Below are 24,929 nucleotides of genomic sequence, written 5' to 3'. Positions count from 1 at the left end.
AATCAAATGGATATTTACTATAATCCGGTGAGAGCAGTATGGGGCCCAGGATCGATTGAAAAGCTAGAAGATATCATTAAAGGATTATCTAGTAAAAGAATAGCGGTTTTTTGCGGCAATCGGAGCTTTGAAGAGTCTGGCTGTAAGGACATCCTGCTGCCTATATTAGAGGCTTATGATTATCGAATAATAGATCATATCCCCAGTCATCCTGATCTGCAGGATGTAATGAATATTTACGCTATAACGAAAGATTGCAAATACGATACCATTATTGCAGTAGGCGGCGGTAGCGTATTAGATATGGCGAAGGTTATGAAAGCTATAGCAAAGATGGATATTCAATCGGTTGCAGATCTAAGGAATATAATTGCCACTGGAGGCTATGAGCCGGATAAGGTGCCCATTGTTGCGATTCCAACAACATCCGGTTCAGGTTCCGAAATGACTAAATGGGCAACGGTATGGGATAAGGAAAACAAGAAAAAATATTCGGTGGAATATCCGTTGCTTTATCCGGATTATGCCATTGTAGATCCTTTACTAACATCTAGTTTATCACTGCGGTCGTCCGTAATTAGTTCATTGGATGCGTTGTGTCATGCTGTAGAGTCTTATTGGGCGAAAGGGAGTAACCCTTGTTCCCAGGCGTACTCATTGACGGCTATTACTTTAATTATGGCTAACATAGACTATGTTTTTAATGAAGATTGTAGGGAGAAGGCTAGAATCGGATTATCGCTGGGTAGTCTCAACGCTGGCTTCGCGTTCTCTCATACACGAACAACAGCTTGTCATGCGATAGCTTATCCGTTGACATTAGGATATGGAATCGAGCATGGTATAGCGACAACAATGACTCTTTCGGCTCTGCTTAGTTACAACCTACCTTATTTAGCCGACCAGGAGGCACTATACGCTGCACTTCAAATACAATCCCCTCAGGAACTAGAGGGAAAAATAAAAGCTATTACAGAGCAGGCAGGTATATCTATACGACTCAGGGATTATGGGTTGCTAGAAGAAGATATTTATCCTCTATCTTCAGAATGCTTCACCAAAGGGCGAATAGATAATAATCCCTATGCACTTTCGCAAGAAGAGATCATTCAAATTTTAAACTACATCTATTAGAATGGGGCAATCAATATGAAGACCGTTTACCTTGCTATGAGTGCGGACATTATTCACTACGGGCATATTAATGTAATCAAAGAAGCTCAAAAATACGGAAATGTTATTGTAGGTGTCCTAACAGATGAAGTCGTATCATCCTATAAAAAAATGCCTGTTCTCTCTTACGAAGAGCGGAAAACGATGATTGAAAATATTAAAGGTGTAAACGAAGTTGTTGAACAAAGCTCATTGGATTATGTTCCGAATCTTATGAAATACAAGCCCGATTATGTGATTCACGGAAACGATTGGAAAACAGGTGTACAGTCTAATACACGTGCAAGAGTTATCGAAACTCTACAATTGTGGGATGGTAAGCTAATTGAAGTAGAATATACAGAAGCAGAATCGATAAAGAGACTGGAAGAGCTTATGCAGCAATCAGGTTCGACACCAGATTTTAGAAGAGGCGTACTGAAAAAATTAATGGCGATCAAGCCTTTGGTAACGGTAATGGAAGCTCATAATGGCCTTACGGCACTAATTGTAGAGAATAGTAAGGTTATTAAGGAAGATAATCGCCCTAAGAGCTTTGATGCTATTTGGATAAGCAGCCTGTGTGATTCAACGGCCAAAGGAAAGCCTGATATTGAATTAGTCGATTTAACTTCAAGGCTGAATACGATTAATGATGTATTAGAAGTAACAACCAAGCCTATTATTCTGGACGGGGATACAGGCGGATTGGTAGAGCATTTTGTATATACAGTTAAGACGCTGGAGCGTCTCGGGGTCTCGGCGATTATTATAGAAGACAAGATCGGCTTGAAGAAAAACTCCTTATTCGGTACAGACGTTGAACAGAGTCAAGATACAATAGAAAACTTCTCACATAAAATACGAGAAGGTAAGAAAGCTTTAGTAACTGACGATTTCATGATCATATCACGCATTGAGAGCTTAATTCTTAGAGCGGGCATGGATGACGCGCTCGCAAGAGCCCAGGCCTATATTGAAGCGGGTACTGACGGAATTATGATTCACAGCAAAGAGAAGGATGGCGAAGAAATTAAAGCGTTTTGTAGAGAGTATGCCAAATTTGCTAATCGCGTTCCTCTTGTTGTTGTACCGACAAGCTTTAATCATATGTACGAGGAAGAACTCAAAGAGCTTGGTGTTAACGTAGTTATATATGCGAATCATTTGATTAGAAGTGCATATCCCGCGATGATGGATGCTGCTACCAAAATTCTCACTCATGAGAGATCGTTGGAATGTGATGAGGTGTGTATGCCTATTCAAAAGATACTTACGTTGATTCCGGGAGGCAATTAGATGCTATGTCCTGAGCAATTCTATAATCGGTTGAAGGACGCTGGGATTGAATTTTTTAGCGGAGTACCCGATTCTTTATTACAGCCTTTATGTGAGGTTATAGGCAGGCGGTCTGCTCCATCTAAACACGTTATCGCTGCTAATGAAGGCAATGCGCTTGCATTGGCAGCTGGTTATTACTTAGCAACATCGAAGGTGTCAGCTGTATATATGCAGAATTCTGGACTTGGCAATATTGTTAATCCATTGGTTTCTTTGACTGATTCTATGGTATATCAAATTCCCGCATTGCTGATAATCGGATGGAGAGCTGAGCCTAATATGAAGGACGAGCCGCAGCATAAGCGGCAAGGACTGCTCACACTAGAAATGCTTCAATTACTTGGTGTTAATTATTCAGTAATTGATTCTCAAATGGAAATGGAAGAAGTTGAAGAAATAGTTGACGGGGCTCTGAAATATATGACGGAGCAGCAGCAACCGTATGCGCTTGTTGTGAAGAAGAACACGTTTACTGCCACGGCTGTTGCAACTGCGGGTGCAGGAAATGACTTGTCAATGACTCGTGAAAGAGCTATTGAAGTTATTTTAGATTCCATCGAAGAAGATGCTGTGGTTGTATCTACAACGGGCAAAACATCAAGAGAGCTGTATGAGTTAAGGAAGCAAAAGGGGATGGAAAGCAATCGCGATTTTCTTACAGTCGGATCAATGGGTCACAGCTCCCAGATTGCGTTAGGCATCTCTCTTGCAAAGCCGAGTCTCCCTGTCTATTGTATAGATGGCGAAGGAGCTATGCTAATGCATATGGGAGCATTAGCGGTGAACGGCCAATTTGCCGGTAATGCTTATACCCATATTGTTATTAATAATGGTGTGCATGAATCGGTAGGTGGACAACCAAATAGTGGGGGCAATATCCTGATAGAGGAAATAGCAAAAGCATGTGGCTATGAGAGGGTCTTTTCGGTAGAAGGAGAAGAGCAGCTAGGTAAAGTAATTAAACAATTACGAGATCATATCGGCTCTTGTTTAATAGAGATAAAAGTAAATACCGCATCTAGGAAAGAGCTGGGCAGACCTGAAGCTACCCCTGCAGAGAACAAACTAGAATTCATGAAATTTATTGCGTCTGCTGCAAGTCATAATTAACAGAGGTGTTTAATGAAAGCCATTATTCTTAATTCCGGTACAGGCTCTCGAATGGAGGAATTAACTGAAAATCAGCCAAAGTGCATGCTTCCCCTGGGTGAGGGACATACCGTATTGAGCAGGCAAATTGACTCTTTGCTTCATAATAATATACGAGATTTTATTATAACGACCGGGCGGTATCATCAAGAGATTGAGCTATACGTGCAGCGTAATTATGCTGATCGCGGTCATTTTCAATTTGTTCGTAATGAGAAGTACAGCACGACAAATTATATTTACTCGATGTACTTGATCAAGGAGTACATAGATTCAGATTGTTTACTTCTTCATGGAGATTTAGTTTACGACTCTGAGATTGTAGGAGCGCTTCTTTCGTCTCCTCATAAGAATGAGGTATTGGTTGATTCAGGTGATGAACTGCCTGATAAAGATTTCAAGGCTCGAATTGTAAGTGAATATGTTCTACAAATCTCTATTGATATCTTTGATAACTGCAGGTTTCTATTACCCATTTATAAGCTGGATTTTACTGCAATAACACAATGGATGGATCGTATCGAAACTTACATTATACGTGGGGATATGAACGTATATGCGGAAAATGCTCTAAACGAACTATTGAGTTCTACGATACAGTTGAAGCCCCATTATTTTGATGGATTTTGTCAGGAAATCGATACAAAAGCGGACTATTCTGCCTGTTTAAATCAGTACTAAGATAAGTTCTGTATTCAAAATGAATTCGCTTACAAGGAAATATTGACAATCTTGTGTCCTAGGTGATATATTCGAATTGTGGGCCATACCTTATAAGACGCCTCACAGTATTTGAAGATGAAGGGACTGTTATGAATGCAGGGTAAAGTGAAATGGTTTAACGCAGAGAAGGGTTATGGATTTATCGAGACTGAGCAAGGCGGCGACGTATTTGTTCATTTCTCCGCTATCCAGACTGAAGGCTTCAAAACACTCGAAGAAGGCCAATCGGTTGAATTCGACATCGTAGAAGGCGCTCGCGGTCCACAAGCTGCAAACGTAGTCAAACTGTAATCATTCAGGCTGGTACAGCCACATTATATGGTTTCATATTGACAAGTGCCGATAAGCTCCGGGTAACCCGGAGCTTTTTTGTGTTTTCATAATGGATTATTAGGGTAAGTATAGTATCTACAGCGTTCGACAGAAATGTTTTCAGAAAATTCACAATAAACTGAAAACGAGTTGGAATTCAGCTTTTGACTATGCTATAATAAGAATATGTAAAGGAGGAATGCCCCATGCAATACATCATTAGAGGTCAACGATTTCAGGTGACAGAGGCATTACGAGATTACGCCGAGAAGAAGCTGAGCCGCTTGGAGAGATACTTTGAGGATCCAGTCTCCGAGACTACTGTTACATTATCGGTAACAAAAGGGCAGCATGCGGTAGAGGTTACGATTCCGCTAGTAGGTGTACTATTGAGAGCGGAAGATAAAAGTGAGGATATGTACGCTTCAATAGATACTGTAGTGGACAAACTAGAGCGTCAGATCCGTAAGCATAAGACGAAGATCAATCGTAAGTTTCGTCATGCAGGCGGTGTGAAATCACTGTTTAAGGATGAGGGTTCCTCTGCTGTACGACTTCTGGAGGAAGAGGATGATTTGGAGCTTGTTCGTACGAAGCGCTTCACACTCAAGCCAATGGATGTTGAAGAAGCGATTCTGCAAATGAACATGGTTGGACATAACTTTTTCGTATTCTCCAACGTGGACAATAAGGAAGTAAACGTGGTCTATAAACGGAGCGACGGGAAATACGGATTGATTGAGCAGGACTAATTTGATACTTATTAAGGCATATGATATATATTACCATACAAACAACCGGGCCTTTTCTCCAGTCGGAGAAGGGGCTCTTTATTTTCTTTATTGCTTATAGCGCGGTTAATAGCGAGGCGAGGCAAATGCTTAATGCTGGAAATGAGAAGGACTCGTTGCGGAGGGCTCTACAAACTGTTACAATTTAAGGCAAACAGGCGTTATACGAAAGGGGAAGACCATGCTCGGACTAGTGAAAAAAATATTCGGTGATGCGAACGAGCGCGAGGTCAAGCGCCTCACGCGCACGGTAGAAGAAATTAACGGATTAGAGTCCACTGTATCGGCTTTATCGGATGATGCGCTAAGAAACAAGACAGAAGAATTCAAAGCACGTCTGGAGAAGGGCGAGGCAATTGAGAAGATTTTGCCAGAAGCATTTGCTGTCGTTCGTGAAGCTTCAAAGCGTACGTTGGGAATGCGCCACTTTGACGTCCAATTGATGGGTGGCATGGTTCTTCATGAAGGTAAAATTGCCGAGATGAGAACCGGTGAAGGTAAGACGCTCGTTGCGACCCTTCCTGTCTACTTGAATGCTTTGCTTGGCAAGGGCGTTCATGTTATTACGGTCAATGATTATCTCGCATCGCGGGATAGCGAGCTGATGGCACAGCTGTACAACTTCCTTGGCTTGACAGTCGGCTGCAACAGAAATGGATTGTCTCATGACGAGAAGCAGGAAGCCTATGCATGCGATATTACGTACGGAACGAATAATGAGTTTGGGTTTGACTACTTGCGTGACAATATGGTGCTCTACAATGAGCAATTGGTTCAACGCCCGCTCTATTATGCGATTATAGATGAAGTGGATTCCATCCTCGTCGATGAGGCGCGTACGCCGCTTATTATTTCTGGACAAGCTGCCAAGTCGACAGAGCTTTATTTTGCCGCTGACCGTTTAGTTGGCCGTTTGAAGGCAGAGGAGGATTTCACCGTTGATGTGAAGCTTCGTACAGTTATGCTGACAGAAGCCGGTGTCGACAAAGCAGAGAAAGCCTTCCATATTGAGAACTTATTCGATCATGCTAACGTTACGCTTAACCATCATATTCAACAAGCGCTGAAAGCTCATGTTATTATGAAGCGTGATGTAGACTATGTCGTGCAAGAGGAAGAAGTTATCATTGTTGATGAGTTCACTGGCCGTCTGATGTCAGGACGTCGCTATAGCGATGGATTGCATCAAGCGATTGAAGCGAAGGAACAGATTAAGGTTCAGAACGAGAGCATGACGCTCGCAACTATTACATTCCAGAACTACTTCCGGATGTATCGCAAGCTTTCCGGCATGACCGGTACGGCGAAGACAGAGGAAGAAGAATTCAAACGTATATATGGCCTTGATGTTATTCAGGTGCCAACGAATCGCTCGATGATCCGTAAGGATCTGCAGGATGTAGTCTATAAGAGCGAGGGCGGCAAGTTCAAAGCGGTTGTGGAAGAAATCGTTGAACGCCATAGCAAGAACCAGCCTGTACTTGTTGGTACAATCTCGATCGAGAACTCAGAGAAGCTGGCTGATATGCTCAAGCGTCGCGGCGTCGCGCATAAAGTATTGAATGCCAAGTTCCATGCGGAAGAAGCAGAGATTATATCTCGTGCAGGACAAGCGGGCTCCGTAACGATCGCTACCAATATGGCGGGCCGTGGTACTGACATTCTGCTTGGTGACGGTGTGGCAGAGCTTGGCGGTCTTCATATTATCGGTACAGAACGCCATGAGAGCCGTCGAATCGACAATCAGCTTCGTGGACGTGCGGGACGTCAAGGTGACCCAGGCTCGTCGCAATTCTATCTCTCTCTCGAAGATGAATTAATGCGCCGTTTCGGTTCCGAGAATATCATGAGCATGATGGATCGCCTCGGTTTGGATGAAGATCAGCCAATTGAGAGCCGCATGATTTCTCGTGCTGTTGAATCCGCTCAGAAACGAGTAGAGGGTAATAACTTCGATACACGTAAAATCGTCCTTCAATATGATGATGTTATGAACCAGCAGCGTGAGGTTATTTATAAGCAGCGCCGTGATGTTCTTGCCTCGGATAATATTCGCGAGGTTGTCATGGAGATGATCAAGCCGGTTATTGATCATACGGTTGAAGCCCATACAGCGGAGGATATTCCTGAAGAGTGGGATCTGCAAGCCATCGTTGATTTCATTCATGCAACACTGCTTCCAGAAGATACGTTCACGAAGGAACAGCTATGGGGCAAAGAGAAGGATGAGATCATCGACCTTATCTATGATAAGGTTGTCGCTTATTATGATCAACGCGAAGAAGAGATGGGCGTTGAGACGATGCGTGAATTCGAGAAGGTCGTCGTTCTGCGTGCTGTAGACAGCAAATGGATGGATCATATCGATGCGATGGATCAATTGCGTCAGGGTATTCATTTGCGGGCTTACGGCGGTACAGATCCGCTTCGCGAATACCAATTCGAAGGCTTCGAGATGTTCAAGGAAATGATCGCGAGCATTCAGGAAGAAGTCGCAAGATATATTATGAAGGCTCGCGTGGAGAGCAACCTTGAGCGTCAAGAGGTAGCACAAGGCCAGACGACAACGAACAGCCCGGAAGATCAAGAGAAGCGCCCTGTGAAGCGTGAAGAGCGTGTAGGTCGCAATGATGCTTGCCCTTGCGGCAGCGGCAAGAAGTATAAGCAGTGCCATGGTATCAATAAATAAACCTGTCACTTGAAGCTTCGGAGAAGCATATCGTAATACAACAACGAAACGCGCCGACATGGCGCGTTTCGTGCAGTCTCCATCATGCTTTCCTAGCATGATTATACTTAAGATTGAGGTGAAGCAGCACTATGATAGACATTTCGATAAAACAAGATTTGCGCGAAGTAGCGAAGCGACTCCAAGAACTCAGGGGGTCTCTTTGACTTAGATATTAAGCTCGAATTGATTGCGAACTTTGAAGAGAAGATGACTTATCCCGATTTCTGGGATGATAATATATCGGCTCAAGCCCTAATTGCTGAGATGAATGCCGTGAAGTCTGTGGTTGATCAATACGAACGGCTGAACAGCGAGCAGGAAGACTTGCAGACGATGGTTGAGCTGGCTGAGGAAGAGAGTGATGAGTCGCTGGCAGCGGATCTCACGGTTGGCATAGCAGCACTTGTTGAGAAGGTGAATAGCTTTCAATTGCAGCTTCTGCTCAATCAGCCCTATGATAAGCTCAATGCCATTCTTGAGCTTCATCCTGGTGCGGGCGGCACAGAGTCGCAGGACTGGGGTCAAATGCTCTATCGTATGTATACCCGTTGGGCTGACAAGCGAGGATTCAAGGTCGAGGTATTGGATTACCAGGATGGTGATGAGGCCGGAATCAAGAGCGTAACTATTGCGGTCAAGGGATATAATGCTTATGGCTACTTGAAGGCTGAGAAAGGCGTACATCGGCTTGTCCGAATATCTCCGTTCGATGCTTCAGGTCGTCGGCATACTTCATTCGCATCATGTGATGTAGTTCCTGAGATTACGGATGATATTGATATCGAAATTCGCAGTGAGGATCTGAAGGTCGATACGTACCGTGCAAGCGGCGCCGGCGGTCAGCATGTCAATAAGACAGAATCTGCGATTCGGATTACACATATTCCTTCGGGAATTGTAGTTGCCTGCCAGCAGGAACGTTCGCAGATTCAGAACCGTGAACGGGCGATGAATATGCTTCGTTCGAAGCTCTATGAACGCAAGATTGAAGAGCAGCGGAAGCATTTGGCTGAAATTCGGGGCGAGCAATCGGATATCGCCTGGGGCAGCCAGATACGCTCTTATGTATTCCATCCTTACAGCATGGTGAAGGATCATCGGACGCAAGTCGAGACAGGCAATGTTGGTGCTGTTATGGATGGCGACATTGATGCCTTCATCGACGGCTATCTGCGCAGCCAGATTCGTCAGGAGTAAGAGCTGAATAGGTAAAAGGAAGAGCTCCCACACAGATAGGGTGGAGAGCTCTTCCTTTTTTGAATAAAAAATTCGAATAGTTAGCATCTAGAAGAACTCGCGAGGAGATAGCAAGATGGCAAAGCCTAACGCCAGCGACAACGCTGCAGCAAGAAGAAAGTGGAACGGACGTCCTAAGGGGGCAAGAGCGCAGAAAATCTGGGAAGGGCTTCAGGTCGTCCTTGGTTCAATGGTTGTGGCAATCAGCTTCAATCTCTTTCTCGTACCGAACGGTATCGCCTCAGGAGGCGTATCAGGCCTGTCTATACTCGTCCAGAAAGTAAGCGGCATTACACCAGCCCTGACGCAATGGGCTCTCAACATCCCTTTGTTTCTAGCAGGTCTATGGCTGCTGGGCAAAAGATTTGCATTGAAGACGGCAATTGGCTCTATATTGCTGCCGTTATTTGTTCTGGTTACATCTAACTGGCCCGCACCGACGGATAACCCTTTGCTCGCGGCGATCTATGGCGGTATAGGTGTAGGCCTTGGACTGGGCTTAGTATTCCGCGGGAGAGGCTCTACCGGGGGCCTTGATCTGGCGGCACAGATTCTGCATCGTTATACGGGGCTGCCGCTTGGACTCGCTGTCGTATGCTTCGATGGCTGTGTCATTATTGCGGCCGGGTTCATCATATCTCCAGAGATAGCTCTCTATGCCTTGATTGGGCTTTATGTTACGAGCAAGACGATCGATATTATTCAGAGCGGCCTTCCTGTCTCCAAAGTAGCCTTTATTATTAGCGCAGAAGCAGAGAGGCTGACTGAGGTCATTCTGCATGATCTTGATCGAGGTCTTACCAAGCTGGATGGACATGGGGGATATACAGGAGAAGGCAGAACCGTTCTTATGGTCGTTATAGGACAGACAGAGGTTGCGAAGCTCAAGCAGCTTGTAAAGGCTGTTGATTCCTCGGCTTTTGTAATTATTAGCAGTACGTCGGAAGTGATAGGGCAAGGCTTCAAGCTGGAGTAAATGGATGCAAAAAGCTGCTTTTTCTGCATTGTATTAATATAAGTTGCGATGTATAATAATACGAAATAAACGATATTTTCATGAGCTGTTGAATCATGTAGAATAGAGTATTAGATGATTCTCATAGGGAGAGAAGATGCATATGGGCGAGAAAGTAAAGGTTGCGATAATTGGTTCAACAGGCTATGGCGGCGTTGAACTTATTCGGTTGTTGGCCTCTCATCCACAAGTAGAGGTAACATCCGTTATTTCCTCGTCAAGCGCGGGAACGCCAATTACGGAAGGCTATCCGCATTTGACGAATATTCATACGGCTTTGCTTGATGATATTGATCCTCAGGCCATTAAGGAGAAGGCAGATGTTGTCTTCACAGCTACGCCTGCTGGCATAGCGACCAAGCTTGCACCTCAGCTTCTGGATGCTGGGCTCAAGGTAATTGATTTATCTGGGGATTATCGCCTCCAAGATACTGCCCTTTACGAGAAATGGTACAAGAAAGAAGCTGCTGACGAGAGCTATTTGAAGCAAGCCGTTTATGGCATGGCTGAGGTGTACGGTGACAAGGTACCGGGTGCATCCTTTATCTCCAATCCAGGCTGTTATGTAACAGCTTCTGTACTTGGACTTGTACCTGCCCTTCAAGCGGGCTGGATTGATCCGGGAACCATTATTATTGATGCGAAGTCTGGCGTGTCTGGAGCGGGACGCGGGGCCAGTCTTGGCACGCACTATTCCGAGCTTAACGAAAACTTCAAAGCTTACAAGCTGAATCAGCATCAGCATATTCCTGAGATCGAGATGGTTCTCTCCGACGTGGCTGGACAACAGGTTGTAACAACATTCACAACACATCTTGTTCCAATGACACGCGGGATTATGGCAACGACATACGCTACTGTGCAAGGGGAACACAACACAGCGGATTTTATAAATTTATATAAGAATTATTATGAAGGTCGTCCATTCGTTCGAATTCGTCCAGAAGGCCAATGGCCGGCGACGAAGGAAGTATGGGGCTCCAACTATTGCGATATCGGATTTGCTGTAGATGACCGGACGGGTCGGGTGACCATCGTATCGGTTATCGACAACCTGGTTAAGGGTGCAGCAGGTCAAGCCATTCAGAACTTGAATATGATGATGGGCTGGGATGAGACGCTGGGCTTGCAGTTTGTTCCGGTTTATCCATAAGTAAATAGAGCGAAGGAGATAGGATGTATCATGGGACAGGTGCAATCAACGCCGTATTCGGTTGTCGCAGAAGGATCGATTACGACTCCTAAAGGATTCAAAGCCGGAGGACTTCACTGCGGTCTAAAAAAATCTACACGTCATGATCTGGGTGCTATCGTATGTGAGGTTCCGGCAGCGTCAGCGGGCGTTTATACAACCAATGCTTTTCAAGCAGCGCCTTTGAAGGTGACTCGCGAAAGTCTCGGTGCCGAAGGCAAACTGCGTGCTGTAATTGTTAATAGCGGCAATGCCAATGCGGTGACAGGCAAGCAAGGGGAAGACGATGCTTATGAGATGCGTTCGAGATTTGCTGAATCGATCGGTGTACCGGCACAGCATGTAGCTGTTGCTTCTACAGGTGTCATTGGTGAGAATTTGAAGATGGATAAGGTTCGCTCTGGCATCGATTTGCTTCCTGCGGAGCTGGCGGCAGACCGCAATGGGGCTGATGGTTTTTGCCAAGCGATATTGACGACCGATCTCGTGCAAAAAATGGTATGCGTATCTGTTGAGATTGACGGCAAGCTGGTCCATGTAGCGGGAGCATCCAAAGGCTCAGGCATGATTCATCCTAATATGGCAACGATGCTGGGCTTCGTTACGACAGACGCGGCCATCAGCAGTGATTCTCTGCAGCTGTTGCTGCGTGAAGTGACCGACTACACGTTCAATATGATAACGGTCGATGGAGATACCAGTACGAATGATATGCTGGTTGCAATGGCCAGCGGACTAGCAGGCAATCGTGAGCTGAACCCGCAGCATGAGGGCTGGGCAGCTTTTGCTGCTGCGCTTCGTTATGTATGCGAGGTGCTGGCGAAAGCGATTGCGCGTGATGGTGAAGGTGCGACGAAGCTTGTAGAAGTACAAGTGCGCGGAGCAGTGAGTGATGAATCGGCACGAGCGATTGCTAAGACGGTTATTGGCTCCTCGCTGGTGAAGTCAGCTGTATTCGGCGCTGATGCCAACTGGGGACGCATTATTGCAGCCGTAGGCCGTGCAGGGCAGCCTGTTAATCCGGAAACGGTTGATGTGCTGCTTGGCGACATTGTGACGCTGCAGCAATCCCGGCCGGTTGCATTTGATGAAGAAGCAGCGCTTGCTTATCTAAAGGGCGACACCGTCGTCATTCAGGTTGATCTTCATATGGAACAAGGCGAGGCCACTGCCTGGGGCTGTGACTTGACCTATGACTATGTTCGTATTAATGCGGCTTACCGCACGTAATGCTCTTATAAAGGAGAATCATTCATAATGGCACAACGTTTTGTAATGAAATGCGGAGGAAGTACGCTGGCCGCACTTCCAGAATCCTTTTTCGAGGAGCTGCGTGAGCTTCAGCAGTCCGGTATTCATCCCGTTATCGTCCATGGTGGAGGTCCTGCCATATCGGATACACTGACGAAGCTTGGCATTGAGACGGAATTCGTGAACGGCCTTCGCAAAACAAATGAGGATGTCCTAGACGTAGTGGAGATGGTGCTCGCTGGTCGCATCAATAAAGAGATCGTGCGCAAAATTCAATCCAATGGGGCGAAGGCGCTCGGCTTATCGGGTGTCGACGGCCTGCTCATTCAGGCACAGCCAGTAGCGAATTCGGCAGAGATCGGCTTCGTTGGCGATGTGACGGATGTGAATGCCGAGATTATTGAGGGCATTATGGCCATGGGCTATATGCCTGTTATCGCACCGATCGGCATCGACGCCGAAGGACAACGCTACAACATCAATGCAGATACTGCGGCAGGCGCTGTTGCTTCGCACCTTGGCGTAGAGCAGATGATCGTTGTAACGGATGTGCCGGGTATTATGCGGACGATTGATGGCGTGAAAAAAGTTCTGCCAACCGCAACGGTCGCAGATATCGAAGCGATGATTGCAAGCGGTGAAATATACGGCGGCATGATTCCGAAGGTTCGTGCAGCTGTGCAGTGCATTCAGGGCCGTGTACGCGAGGTAGTTATCGTCAGCGGTGAAGAGTCAGGTGTTCTGAGCAAAGCCGTTCGAGAAGGCGGCGTTGGTACGAGGATTGTGCAGTAATTGAATGAAGGGCGGGGAAAATGATGAGTGATTCGAAATTAGCCGCAGCAGCAGACCAATCGCTGTTGCCTACATATGCAAGATATCCGATTGCTCTTGTAAAGGGTGAAGGAAGCTGGCTGTGGGATGATCAAGGAAACCGTTACCTCGATTTCATGAGCGGTATTGCGGTTACGAATCTCGGCCATGCGCCGCGTCAGATTAAGGAAGCGCTTGTGAAGCAGTTGGATGAACTGTGGCATGTTTCCAACCTATTCCGCATTCCTAATCAGGAAGAAGCGGCTCAGCTTATTACAGCCAATAGCTGCGGCGATGCTGTATTCTTCTGCAACTCGGGAGCAGAGGCCAATGAAGCAGCAATTAAGCTGGCACGCCGTTATCAGCAAAAGGTATTGAATAATGGCCGCTATGAAATTATAACGTTCGAGCACTCCTTCCACGGAAGAACCTTGGCAACACTCACGGCAACTGGCCAGGAGAAGGTCAAGGAAGGCTTTGCGCCGCTGCCTGAAGGTTTCAAATATATTCCCATTAACGATATTGCGGCAGTAGAGGCAGCCATATCTGATCACACAGCAGCGATCATGCTGGAGATGATTCAGGCGGAGGGCGGGATTTATCCTGCTGATCCTGCTTTCATAGAGGCACTCGTAGAGCTATGCCAGAAGAATGGCATTCTGCTCATCGTCGATGAGATTCAGACAGGCATGGGACGCACAGGCAAGCTGTTTGCCTATGAGCATTATGGCATTGAACCGGATATTTTCACCTTGGCAAAAGGCCTCGGAAGCGGCTTCCCTGTCGGAGCAGCTGTAGCGAAGGAGAAGCTTCGTGACGCATTCGGTCCAGGAAGCCACGGTTCAACCTTTGGCGGTACGCCGATTGCGACTGCAGCTGTCAAAGCAACAGTCGAAACGATTGTCGGTGAACGCCTGCCGGAGCGGGCAGCAGAGATGGGCAATTACTTGATGGAGCAGCTCAGCAGCAAGCTTAGCGATAATCCCTTCGTGAAGGAAGTTCGAGGAAAAGGCTTGATTGTAGGAATTGAATGCGTGGAGCCGATTGGAGCTATTCTTACCGCAGCCCAACACAAAGGTCTGCTTGTCATTTCTGCAGGTCCTAATGTGATCCGTTTGCTGCCGAATTTGCTGGTAACGAAAGAAGAAATAGATCAGGCTGTAGCTATATTGTTCGAACTGTTAGCTGAAGCTGGTGCGTAACAGGGCTGTTTAGATTAGGTTTGGAGGAGGAACATAGCTATGCAGGATACACAAAAAGAACAATTGGCCGCGAGCTTGAAAGGCCGCGATTTTCTAATGATGGTTGATTACACGCCAGAGGAAATTCGGTATTTGATCGACCTGGCCATTGAATTGAAGAAGATGCAAAAGGCTGGCGAGACCCATCACTTGCTCAAAGGCAAGACGCTCGGCATGATTTTTGAAAAGTCGTCTACTCGTACCCGTGTTTCTTTCGAGGTAGGGATCTATCAGCTTGGCGGACAAGGTCTATTCCTTAGCGGCAATGATCTGCAAATCGGACGAGGCGAGCCAATCTGGGATACAGCTCAGGTGCTGTCGCGTTATCTCGATGGAATTATGATTCGTACATTTGCCCACCGTAAAGTGGTAGAACTCGCTCGTGGAGCTACGATTCCGGTTATTAATGGTTTAACTGATCTCTCGCATCCTTGCCAAGCGCTTGCGGATTACCAGACCATTCTGGAGCATAAGGGACGGCTTGAAGGACTGAAGGTTGCTTATATCGGCGATGGCAACAATGTGGTACACTCCCTGATGATGGGTGCTGCTAAGCTTGGAGTGAATATTTCGATTGCAACGCCAGAGGGCTATGAGCCGGATGCCGACATGATTCAGCAATCGAAGGACCATGCCTCTGAGACAGGAGCGCAGATTCAACTTGTTCATGATCCGAAGGAAGCTATCGCAGATGCGGATATCGTCTATTCAGACGTATGGGCGAGCATGGGGCAGGAAGAAGAGCAGAAGGAACGCGAGCTTGCGTTCGCGAATTATCAAATAAACGAAGAACTCGTTAAATATGCGAAAAAAGATTATCAGTTCATGCACTGCCTGCCTGCTCATCGCGGCGAGGAAGTAAGTGAAGGCGTTATTGACGGGAAGCATTCGATTATTTATGATCAGGCGGAGAATCGCTTGCATGCTCAAAAAGCAATCATGGCAGCAATCATGTAGTTATAACGATAAACTTACTTATAAGAATGAAGGGGTGCAAGAGGAATGGCGAAGGAAAAAATCGTACTGGCATACTCTGGCGGACTAGATACATCCGTCATCTTGAAATGGTTGAAGGAAACATATGATGCAGAAATTATTGCATTCACGGCTGATATCGGGCAAAAGGATGAATTGGACGGTCTGGAAGCCAAAGCCCTTGCCACAGGTGCATCGAAGGTCTACATTGATGATCTTCGTGACGAGTTTGCAAAAGACTTTATCTATCCGATGTTCCAAGCAGGCTCCTTGTATGAAGGGCAGTACTTGCTCGGCACGTCAATTGCCCGTCCTTTGATCGCGAAGCGCATGGTAGATATCGCTCGTGCAGAAGGCGCGACAGCAATTGCGCATGGCGCAACTGGCAAAGGCAATGACCAAGTGCGTTTTGAGCTGGCTGTTGCAGCTCTGGCACCTGATATTGCTGTTATTGCTCCATGGCGCGAAGAGAAATTCCGTGAGGAGTTCCCGGGCCGCGCAGAGATGATCGCTTATGCAGAAAAACATGATATTCCGGTTACTGCTTCGGCAGCCAAGCCTTATTCGACAGACCGCAACCTGCTTCATATTAGCTTTGAGAGCGGCATGTTGGAGGATCCTTGGTTCGATCCAAGCGCGGAAGAAAATGAAGAGATGTACGTGCTTAGCGTTTCGCCAGAGAGAGCGCCTGATCAAGCGGAATATATTGAACTGACGTTCGAAGCTGGGGATTGCGTTGCTGTGAATGGTGAGCAATTAAGCCCGCTTGGCGTAATGGATAAGCTCAATGAGCTTGGCGGCAAGCATGGCATCGGCCGGGTTGATATGGTAGAGAATCGTTTCGTTGGCATGAAGAGCCGCGGCGTGTACGAGACTCCGGGCGGTACGATCCTGTTCACCGCTCACCGCAAGATGGAATCGCTCACGATGGATCGTGAAGTAATGAACTTGCGTGATTCTCTGATCGCGAAATATAGCCAGCTTGTATATAATGGCTTCTGGTTCGCACCAGAACGTCTAGCTTTGCAAGCTCTTGTTACAGAATCCCAGAAGAATGTAACGGGTGTCGTGCGCTTGAAGCTGTATAAAGGCAATGTAATTGGCGCAGGTGTACAAAGCCCAGTTAGCTTATATAACCCGGATATCGCGACGATGGAGGCAGATCCATCGCAAGCCTATGACCAAGGCGATGCTACAGGCTTCATCCGCTTGAACGCACTTCGTCTGAAAGTATCCTCCGGCGTGGAACAAAGCAAGAAATAATAATCCGAGCGCTGTTAATAGCCGTCGCATGAATGAAGGACCATCCATTCGTGCGGCGGCTCTGTGCGGCAATCGGGAGGGAGCGTGGCGAGCAAATGAGTAAATTATGGGGTGGCCGGTTCACGAAGAAGACCGACCAGTTGGTAGAAGAATATACAGCTTCAATTATGTTCGATAAAGAGCTTGCGGAAGAGGATATTCAAGGCAGCTTGGCGCATGTAACGATGCTCGGCAAGCAGGGCATTCTGCCAGCAGACGATGTAGAAGCTATTAAGGATGGGCTTCATCGCGTCCTTCAACGGATCAAGCGCAATGATCTCGAATTCTCGATCTCCGATGAGGATATTCATATGAATATCGAGAAGACGCTGATTGACGACGTTGGCCCAGTTGGCGGCAAGCTGCATACGGGACGCAGCCGCAACGACCAAGTGGCAACTGATATGCATCTTTATTTGCGTAAGAGAGTCGTTGAATTCGTTGATCTGCTGCAGAAGCTGCAGTCCTCGCTTATTGAGCAAGCAAAAGCAAACATCGATACGATTGTACCGGGCTATACGCATTTGCAGCGGGCACAGCCTATCTTGTTCGCGCATCACTTAATGGCTTATGTCTCGATGTTCGGGCGTGATCTTGAGCGTCTGCAGGATAGCTACAAGCGTATTAATACACTGCCGCTTGGTGCTGGTGCCCTTGCTGGGACTACCTTCCCAATTGATCGTCATTTCGTGGCGAGCCAGCTTAAGTTCGATCGCGTATATGAGAACAGTCTTGATGCGGTTAGTGACCGTGACTTCATTCTTGAATTTCTTTCCCATGCTTCGATCATCATGATGCATCTCTCCAGGCTCAGCGAGGAGCTGATCCTATGGTCAAGCACGGAATTCCGGTTCGTTGAACTGGATGACGCTTTCTGTACGGGCAGCAGCATTATGCCGCAGAAGAAGAATCCGGATGTGCCAGAGCTTGTGCGCGGCAAGACCGGACGTGTATACGGCAACCTTGTTGGCCTGTTGACCGTTCTCAAATCGCTGCCGCTTGCTTACAATAAGGACATGCAGGAAGACAAGGAAGGCATGTTCGATACTGTGAAAACGATGCAAGGCGCCCTGCAATTGTTCGCTCCGATGATTGCGACGATGAAGGTGAATAAAGACCAGATGCGCCAAGCAGTGAATCAGGATTTCTCGAATGCAACAGACATTGCCGACTTCCTCGTTGGCAAAGGGCTGCCATTCCGTCAAGCGCATGAAGTTATCGGCAAAACGGTACTCTATTGCATCGAGCAGAATAAATATTTGCTCGATCTTACGCTGGAAGAATTCAAGCAGTTCTCACAGCTGTTCGATGATCGCATCTATGCTGTATTGCAGCCGGAGCAGGTTGTTAATGCTCGCAACGTATACGGCGGCACTGCGAAGTCGCAGGTGGAGAGCGCTATCGGCCGTGCAGAGCTGGAAATAGCGAAGACAGCCGAATGGGTAATCGAATACGCTGAGCGTAGTCGTTAATAAGAGCAAAGGCCTCAGAGGGAAGAGCAACTCTTCCTTCTGAGGCCTTATTTGTGCGTAATATGTCATCTCTGAGCTGTAGAGCATATCACCTAGCCGCCGCTGTTCACCCCATCCTCCAATAGTTCCTTGGCTGGGGCTGGCGTAGCAGCGGGTGCATTCGTTCCTGGACCGACGTGAATGATCGTCGGTTGGGCTTTGTAGGTATCGCGCGAGATTCGTTCGCGTGAGACAACTTCCCCATTTTTCAAAAGAATCTGGTAGGTCTCTACCACATATCCCCGTTTTCCTTGCTGAATAATCCTTTGTTTTCCATCTGCCAGCGATGAATTCGTTACCTTCTGGAGAGTGGGCTCTATCGTCTTGACGGTAACAGATTCGATCTCATACCGAATATCCTCCGGCAGTGTGCCGAACAGCTTGATCGTCAATTGCCGATTGTCTGTCTCCGTACGAATGATCAAATGCTTGCCCGTTGAATTGCGGAATCGAAAATCAATATAGCCATCAGCAAAGGTTGCGTCCTGACCAATTGGGAGATAGGCAACGGGAAGCGAGTGATTGCGCCTTTCTACAATCTCCAGACCGCTGCGAAGAACGGCATTGTACAGGGTGCTCGATACTTGACAAATGCCCCCGCCGATTCCGGGAACCAGCTTGCCGTTCAGAATAACGGGGGCCTCCTTGAAGCCATATTCTTTCTCAGCTAAGGCGATGAGATCGCTATAAGCGAATACTTCTCCGGGAGCCAGATGCCAATCATTCAATGCTTTGGCAGCAGAGGATACATTGTGGGCACGCCCCTCGGCGCTTGAGGCAAAGCTTGTGGAGAACTGAATGATCTTGCGGTCGATTCCTTCTTCTTTTAGCTTCTCCAGCGTAATTGTCGGTTGCTTGATCTGAATAGGGAGCGGAATGACCTGAGATGAATCAGGTGGATTCGGGAGCGCAGCAGGCTCAACTATAACCCATGATTTAACCCGTTCCGTTAGCTTGGCATATTCGATTCGATAGGCATCTACATGAGCTTCGTATTCGATTTGATCTTGCGCTGTAATTCGGCGTACCGCATCCCTCGGTTCATTACTATCGATCCAGCCCCATTGCTTGCGGATAAGCGCTTCGAATACAGAGGGGCTGAAGCTCTGCTGCAGCTTATAGTTTCTCTGCAAACGGTAGCGGTACCTCGCCTTTTCCCACACATGGCCTTCGCGAAGCTTTAATAAGCTTGCTCTCGCTTCTAAGAATTCGGCATGATACCCAATCTCCGCGGCTGTCCATTGCTTGCTGCCTTCTGCAACGGTATTCGCTTCGACCGTCAGACTACGATTATTCAGCAGGCTCTCATATTCCTCCAGAAGCTGAAGAGCTTCATCAATGCTTTTGCCCTCGATGGACAAGCTGCCTGCGGCTACTCCCTTTGGAACGGTCTCCTGCTCGGAATAATACCAGAGCATTCCCCAACCGACGGTGGCTGCAAGCAGCAATGCTGTGAGGACAATGAATCCAATGTGCAACTTTTTCAAAAGAGGACCACCCTTCTTCCACCATAAATTAGACAATGTTTCATCTATATGCAGCTGGCTGGTCCAAATTTCCCCTTCTCTTTTTAAGAGTTCAATCCGTTGAATTACAGCATGTGTTTGTCGAAATTCCTGTTCGATAATTCCAATTAACTGAGAATATTTGTTTATGAGAATTGTGAAAAACGAGGAAATAAACCCCATTGTGAAGGATTTGATACATTCCTGTCGAATTAGTAAGACTGACAAAAAACAGGATGTGATAATGTGATAGAGATGCAAGACATTTGGAAAACGTACACCGACGGCACACACGCCCTGCGGGGAGTATCCGTTCGCATAGATCGCAATGAGTTTGTTTATCTGGTTGGTCCATCCGGCGCCGGCAAATCTACATTCATGAAGCTGATTTATCGCGAAGAGGTTCCAACGAAAGGTCAAATATCCGTAAATGGATTCAATATAGGCAAGCTGAAGCCTCGCAAAATCCCATATGTTCGCCGTAATATCGGCGTTATTTTTCAGGATTTCAGGCTATTGCCTAAGCTCAGCGTTTATGAGAATGTTGCGTTCGCAATGGAAGTTATCGAGGCGCCTCGGCGCATTATTAAGAAAAGAACGATGGAAGTACTGGAGCTTGTTGGCTTGAAGCATAAGCATGCCAGCTTGCCTGCGCAGTTATCTGGCGGTGAGCAGCAGCGGGTAGCAATTGCAAGGGCGATCGTCAATAATCCTTCGGTTATTGTAGCGGACGAGCCTACCGGGAATCTGGATCCAGAGACATCTTGGGGAATTATGAACCTGCTTGAGGAGATTAACTTCCGAGGATCTACGATTGTGATGGCAACGCACAACAAGGAAATAGTGAACACGATGCGCAAGCGAGTTATTGCTATCGAGAATGGCGATATTGTCCGCGATGAAGCAAGAGGGGAGTATGGTTATGAAATTTAGAACCTTACTTCGTCACTTTCGAGTAGGGGTTCAGAATGTCATTCGCAATGGATGGATGTCATTTGCCTCAATTAGTTCCATCTTTATTTCACTTTTTTTACTAGGCGTGTTCATGCTGCTGGCACTCAATGTCAACAGCTTGGCTTCAGATATTGAAAGTCAGGTGCAAATACGGGTGTATTTGCAGACTAGTGTAGATCAACAGAAGGTAAGTGAGCTCAAGAACAAGATCGGCAATCTGGCTGAGGTAAGCAAAGTAATCTATGTCTCGAAGGCAGAAGGATTAGAGCTGCTGCGTGACAATCTAGGAGCCGATGGCGATGATTTGCTTGACGGCTATGATAAGGAAAGTAATCCTTTGCCGGATTCCTTCACGGTAGAAGTGTTCGACCCTCAGACGATTGATGAAGCAGCTACGAGAATCAACGAAATTAACAAGGCTGACGATATGCTGCCTATAACAAGTGTGAAGTATGGCCAAGGCACGGTTGAGACGCTGTTCAAAATAACGAATGCCGTTCGTAATATCGGTCTGGTCGTTGTGATTGGGCTTGGAGTGACCGCGATGTTCCTTATATCCAATACGATTAAGATGACAATTATCGCTAGACGTAGAGAAATCGGAATTATGAAGCTGGTTGGAGCGACAAATTCGTTCATACGCTGGCCGTTCTTTATAGAAGGTGCATTAATAGGCATATTTGCATCGGTACTGACTGCGGCAGCTCTCCTGGTATCGTATGGAGAACTGGTTCGCCTAACTCAGGTGGAGCTGGGGCTAATGATGATGAAGCTGGTTACCGTTGAACAGTACGGTTTCCAGGTCGGTGCATTATTGATCGCCCTTGGTACAGTGATCGGTGTATGGGGCAGTACCTTATCCGTAAGAAAATATTTGAAAGTGTAGGTGGCGGCTAGGTGAGAGTGAAGAAACTATTTATTGTCATAACGATGTTGACCGTATTTATGTTGCAGCCTGTAGGCAGTCATGCCGCTTCATCGATGGATCAGATCAATAAGGATCTGGCGTCCGCCAAAAAACAAATTAAGCAAGCGCAGCAAGAGGCAGCAAATGCCGAGAACCAAAAAGAAAGAATTGTTGTTCAAAAAGAAAATGCCGAGCAAGCCATCAAGAAGCTATTGAAGGAATTGGATGACGTTGTTATTAATCTGACACGTGTCGAAGGCCAAGTAGAGGATAAAGAAGTTGAGCTCCAGCAGGCAGGTACAGATCTCGTCGAGGCTGAACAGCGTGTTGAAGATCGTGACCAACTGCTTCAGCAGCGGCTAAGACTGATGTATGAGAATGGATTCGTCTCCTATTTGGACGTGCTTCTTAGCTCCACAAGCTTTACGGATTTCATTGATCGCTTCGATGCGCTGCAGTCTATCCTGAGTCAGGACCGCAATATTCTTGAGCAGCATAAGAAAGACAAAGAGCTGGTCGTAGAGAAGAAGGCGCAGGTTGAGGTAGCTCTGGGTGAAGTGAAGACGATGTATACGAAGCTGGAGAAATACAAAGCACAGCTTGTAAATAAAGAAAAAGAAAAAGAAGTTATGATCGCAAGCTACAACAAGGAACTAGAGGATCTAGAGGACATCAGTGAAGAGCAGGAAAAACTGCTGCTTGAACTGGCGGCCAAAGTATCCCAGCTTCAAAAGGAAAAGAATAAAATTAAAAATCCATATACAGGCGGCAAGCTGGGCATGCCGATTCGGGATAATTATCGGGTCAGCTCAGGCTTCGGCTATCGGATTCACCCAATATCCGGCGGTAAAAAGCTTCATGCAGGCATGGATTTTGCAGCACCGCAGGGTACGGATATTTACGCCGCTGAGGCAGGCGTTGTGATCGTAGCACAGACTTGGAGCGGTTATGGCAACTGTGTCATTATCGATCATGGCAATGGCTTGTGGACGTTGTATGGGCACATTCGCAATGGCGGTATTAAAGTGGAAAAAGGTGAAACAGTTAAGAAAGGCCAGAAGATTGCAGAAGTAGGCAGCACCGGCAACTCAACAGGTCCTCATCTTCACTTTGAAGTTCGTAAGAATCAAGTTCCGACTAATCCAAGCTCATATTTGAAATAAATTAGCGATTTCACAAACTAGAGGCAGCCATTTTGGCTGCCTTATTTGCCGCATACAGCAAATAAAAATGGAGGGCTTGTCATATACTAGGATGGTTCACGAAAAAGCAGGTCAAATAAGAAGGTGGTATCGAGCATGCAGTTTAGAGGACGTACAGTTATCGCTTTCGTTCTAATGGGAATGATTGCTGCTGTGTTAGTCACGTTGGTCGTGACCGACCAACCGATCCTGAAAAGCGGGGAAGCCCATCGGTTAACTGCAACCGCGGCTACAAGCGAGCGGACGGGATTAAATAAAGGTGAGCTATCCAAAATTAACGCGGTTCTGAATTTAATTGAAACGAAATATTTTCAAGAAATAGATCGGGGCGAGTTGGTTGACGGTGCGGTAAGAGGAATGATGACCTCGCTTCAGGATCCGTATTCCGTATATATGGAAAAGGACACCGCGCAGCATTTCTCTGAATCTATTGAAGGCTCCTTCACAGGCATTGGAGCTGAGGTAACTCTGGAGACAGGGAAGGTCGTTATCGTTGCTCCTATTAAAGGATCTCCTGCAGAACGGGCGGGACTTCGCGCCAAGGATGTTGTTTTGTCGGTGAACGGAGATAAGCTCGATGGACTAACCTTGAATGATGCAGTGGGGAAAATTCGCGGCCCGAAAGGCACGAAAGCCAAGCTGCAAATTCAGAGAGAGGGCTTCGCAGAGGCAATCGAGCTTATTCTAGTTCGAGATGATATTGACGTTGAGACGGTATATGCCCGTATTGGCAATGATGGAATAGGCCTTATTGAAATAAGGCAGTTTTCTTTGAATACCGCAGAACGTTTCAAGGAGGAGCTGGCACAGCTAGAAAATAAGGGGCTCAAGGGTCTCGTTATTGATGTGCGCAATAATCCTGGGGGTGTTTTACCGGTCGTTGTGGAGATCGCTGAAACATTCTTGCCAAACGGAGAGCCGGTCGTGCAGGTTGAGAATCGGGATGGAGAACGTGAACGCACCCTTTCCCAAGGACAGAAGAAGCCTTATCCGCTTGCTGTCTTAATTAATAAGGGCAGTGCCAGCGCGTCAGAAATATTAGCAGGGGCCCTGCAGGAGAAAGCCAATGCCGTTCTGATCGGCGAGACGACTTTTGGCAAGGGAACCGTTCAGGTTAGCTATAACAAGACGCTTGGAGACGGAAGCCTAGTGAAGATGACAATTGCCAAATGGTTAACGCCGAATGGGAATTGGATTCATAAGAAAGGCATCAAACCAACGATAGAGGTGCTTCCGTCAGAGTTATATACGGCAGCTCGAATCTCAATTGCAAATACGCTTCATAAAGATATGCTGGGCGATCAGGTCCGGAGCGCACAGGTTATGCTTGAAGGATTGGGTTATGAGCCTAAGCGCAAGGACGGTTATTTCAGTTTGGAGACGGAGCTTGCGCTTCAACGGTTCCAAGGCGATGCTGGCTTGCCGGCAACAGGAGCTATTGATGTGAAGACGGCAGAGGCGCTGGAGCAAGCGGTTATCAAGTGGCTGAAGGATGAGAAGAACGACAAGCAGCTGCATGAAGCGTTCAAGGCGGTTGGCAGGAAATAGAGTGCTCATGTCGAATGAATAGAAGGTTGACTCTGTCTTCGGAGTCAGCCTTTTATTTTTGCAAGGGATGGGAGTGTAAGT

21 protein-coding genes are annotated in these 24,929 nt (G+C 46.9%); 20 read left to right on the top strand and 1 reads right to left on the bottom strand.

Annotated elements, in window-relative coordinates:
- Positions 1-6: 6 nt before the first annotated feature.
- The 16 genes from AC50YO_RS18005 to argH all read left to right on the top strand — a co-directional run bounded on the left by AC50YO_RS18005 (position 7) and on the right by argH (position 18,693).
- Entirely contained in the window at positions 7-1,134 is a 1,128-nt protein-coding gene (locus AC50YO_RS18005) for a phosphonoacetaldehyde reductase (RefSeq protein WP_494849319.1), read from the top strand.
- 15 nt (positions 1,135-1,149) lie between these two features.
- On the top strand, positions 1,150-2,451 hold the full coding sequence (gene aepX, locus AC50YO_RS18000; RefSeq protein WP_494849318.1) for a phosphoenolpyruvate mutase: 1,302 nt from the start codon (positions 1,150-1,152) through the stop codon (positions 2,449-2,451).
- Positions 2,452-3,603, top strand: a complete 1,152-nt coding sequence (aepY, locus tag AC50YO_RS17995; RefSeq protein WP_494849316.1) for a phosphonopyruvate decarboxylase — start codon at positions 2,452-2,454, stop codon at positions 3,601-3,603.
- A 12-nt stretch (positions 3,604-3,615) separates the two neighbouring features.
- Positions 3,616-4,323 carry a phosphocholine cytidylyltransferase family protein gene (locus tag AC50YO_RS17990; protein ID WP_494849314.1) on the top strand — a complete coding sequence of 236 codons (708 nt, stop codon included), beginning with the start codon at positions 3,616-3,618 and terminating at the stop codon, positions 4,321-4,323.
- A gap of 135 nt (positions 4,324-4,458) precedes the next feature.
- A complete protein-coding gene (locus AC50YO_RS17985) occupies positions 4,459-4,656 on the top strand; it encodes a cold-shock protein (RefSeq protein ID WP_028608231.1) in 198 nt (65 codons plus the stop codon).
- 227 nt (positions 4,657-4,883) lie between these two features.
- Complete coding sequence (gene hpf, locus AC50YO_RS17980; RefSeq protein WP_494849313.1) at positions 4,884-5,429, top strand: ribosome hibernation-promoting factor, HPF/YfiA family; 546 nt, start codon at positions 4,884-4,886, stop codon at positions 5,427-5,429.
- Positions 5,430-5,649: 220 nt separating this feature from the next.
- Positions 5,650-8,157, top strand: coding sequence for a preprotein translocase subunit SecA (secA, locus tag AC50YO_RS17975; RefSeq protein WP_494849311.1), 2,508 nt, complete (start codon positions 5,650-5,652; stop codon positions 8,155-8,157).
- A 131-nt stretch (positions 8,158-8,288) separates the two neighbouring features.
- A protein-coding gene (gene prfB / locus AC50YO_RS17970; RefSeq protein ID WP_494849310.1) for a peptide chain release factor 2 occupies positions 8,289-9,396 on the top strand; the annotation gives its coding sequence in 2 pieces (ribosomal slippage) (positions 8,289-8,360 and positions 8,362-9,396; 1,107 coding nt in all).
- A gap of 115 nt (positions 9,397-9,511) precedes the next feature.
- Positions 9,512-10,411 carry a YitT family protein gene (locus AC50YO_RS17965; protein ID WP_494849309.1) on the top strand — a complete coding sequence of 300 codons (900 nt, stop codon included), beginning with the start codon at positions 9,512-9,514 and terminating at the stop codon, positions 10,409-10,411.
- Positions 10,412-10,553: 142 nt separating this feature from the next.
- Positions 10,554-11,603, top strand: coding sequence for an N-acetyl-gamma-glutamyl-phosphate reductase (argC, locus tag AC50YO_RS17960; RefSeq protein WP_494849307.1), 1,050 nt, complete (start codon positions 10,554-10,556; stop codon positions 11,601-11,603).
- Between the two features lie 30 nt (positions 11,604-11,633).
- Complete coding sequence (argJ, locus tag AC50YO_RS17955) at positions 11,634-12,872, top strand: bifunctional ornithine acetyltransferase/N-acetylglutamate synthase (RefSeq protein WP_494849305.1); 1,239 nt, start codon at positions 11,634-11,636, stop codon at positions 12,870-12,872.
- Positions 12,873-12,899: 27 nt separating this feature from the next.
- Positions 12,900-13,685, top strand: coding sequence for an acetylglutamate kinase (argB, locus tag AC50YO_RS17950; RefSeq protein WP_494849303.1), 786 nt, complete (start codon positions 12,900-12,902; stop codon positions 13,683-13,685).
- A 23-nt stretch (positions 13,686-13,708) separates the two neighbouring features.
- Positions 13,709-14,905 (top strand): acetylornithine transaminase, encoded by a 1,197-nt coding sequence (gene argD, locus AC50YO_RS17945; protein ID WP_494849301.1) that lies wholly within the window; start codon positions 13,709-13,711, stop codon positions 14,903-14,905.
- Between the two features lie 39 nt (positions 14,906-14,944).
- Positions 14,945-15,901, top strand: coding sequence for an ornithine carbamoyltransferase (argF, locus tag AC50YO_RS17940; protein WP_494849300.1), 957 nt, complete (start codon positions 14,945-14,947; stop codon positions 15,899-15,901).
- Between the two features lie 45 nt (positions 15,902-15,946).
- Positions 15,947-17,182 (top strand): argininosuccinate synthase, encoded by a 1,236-nt coding sequence (locus AC50YO_RS17935; protein ID WP_494849299.1) that lies wholly within the window; start codon positions 15,947-15,949, stop codon positions 17,180-17,182.
- Between the two features lie 95 nt (positions 17,183-17,277).
- The gene (argH, locus tag AC50YO_RS17930) at positions 17,278-18,693 is read left to right on the top strand and encodes an argininosuccinate lyase (RefSeq protein WP_494849297.1); all 1,416 of its coding nucleotides are present in this window, start codon (positions 17,278-17,280) and stop codon (positions 18,691-18,693) included.
- Between the two features lie 92 nt (positions 18,694-18,785).
- Here argH and AC50YO_RS17925 read toward each other — a convergent pair whose 3' ends face one another.
- Positions 18,786-20,219: a VanW family protein gene (locus AC50YO_RS17925; RefSeq protein WP_494849296.1), complete on the bottom strand. Its 1,434-nt coding sequence runs from the start codon at positions 20,217-20,219 to the stop codon at positions 18,786-18,788.
- Between the two features lie 264 nt (positions 20,220-20,483).
- On the opposite strand from AC50YO_RS17925, the gene ftsE reads away from it, so the two are divergent.
- From ftsE to AC50YO_RS17905, 4 genes are all read left to right on the top strand, one after another.
- Entirely contained in the window at positions 20,484-21,170 is a 687-nt protein-coding gene (gene ftsE / locus AC50YO_RS17920; protein ID WP_494849294.1) for a cell division ATP-binding protein FtsE, read from the top strand.
- Positions 21,160-22,077: a permease-like cell division protein FtsX gene (gene ftsX, locus AC50YO_RS17915; RefSeq protein WP_494849292.1), complete on the top strand. Its 918-nt coding sequence runs from the start codon at positions 21,160-21,162 to the stop codon at positions 22,075-22,077. Before ftsE ends, ftsX begins: the two co-directional genes overlap by 11 nt.
- A gap of 11 nt (positions 22,078-22,088) precedes the next feature.
- Positions 22,089-23,261, top strand: coding sequence for a murein hydrolase activator EnvC family protein (locus tag AC50YO_RS17910; protein ID WP_494849291.1), 1,173 nt, complete (start codon positions 22,089-22,091; stop codon positions 23,259-23,261).
- A 135-nt stretch (positions 23,262-23,396) separates the two neighbouring features.
- Complete coding sequence (locus AC50YO_RS17905) at positions 23,397-24,848, top strand: S41 family peptidase (protein WP_494849290.1); 1,452 nt, start codon at positions 23,397-23,399, stop codon at positions 24,846-24,848.
- The last annotated feature ends 81 nt before the right edge of the window (positions 24,849-24,929 follow it).

The sequence above is a fragment of the Paenibacillus sp. J22P59 genome, assembly GCF_059383895.1.
This window is presented reverse-complemented; position numbering and strand designations above follow the sequence as displayed.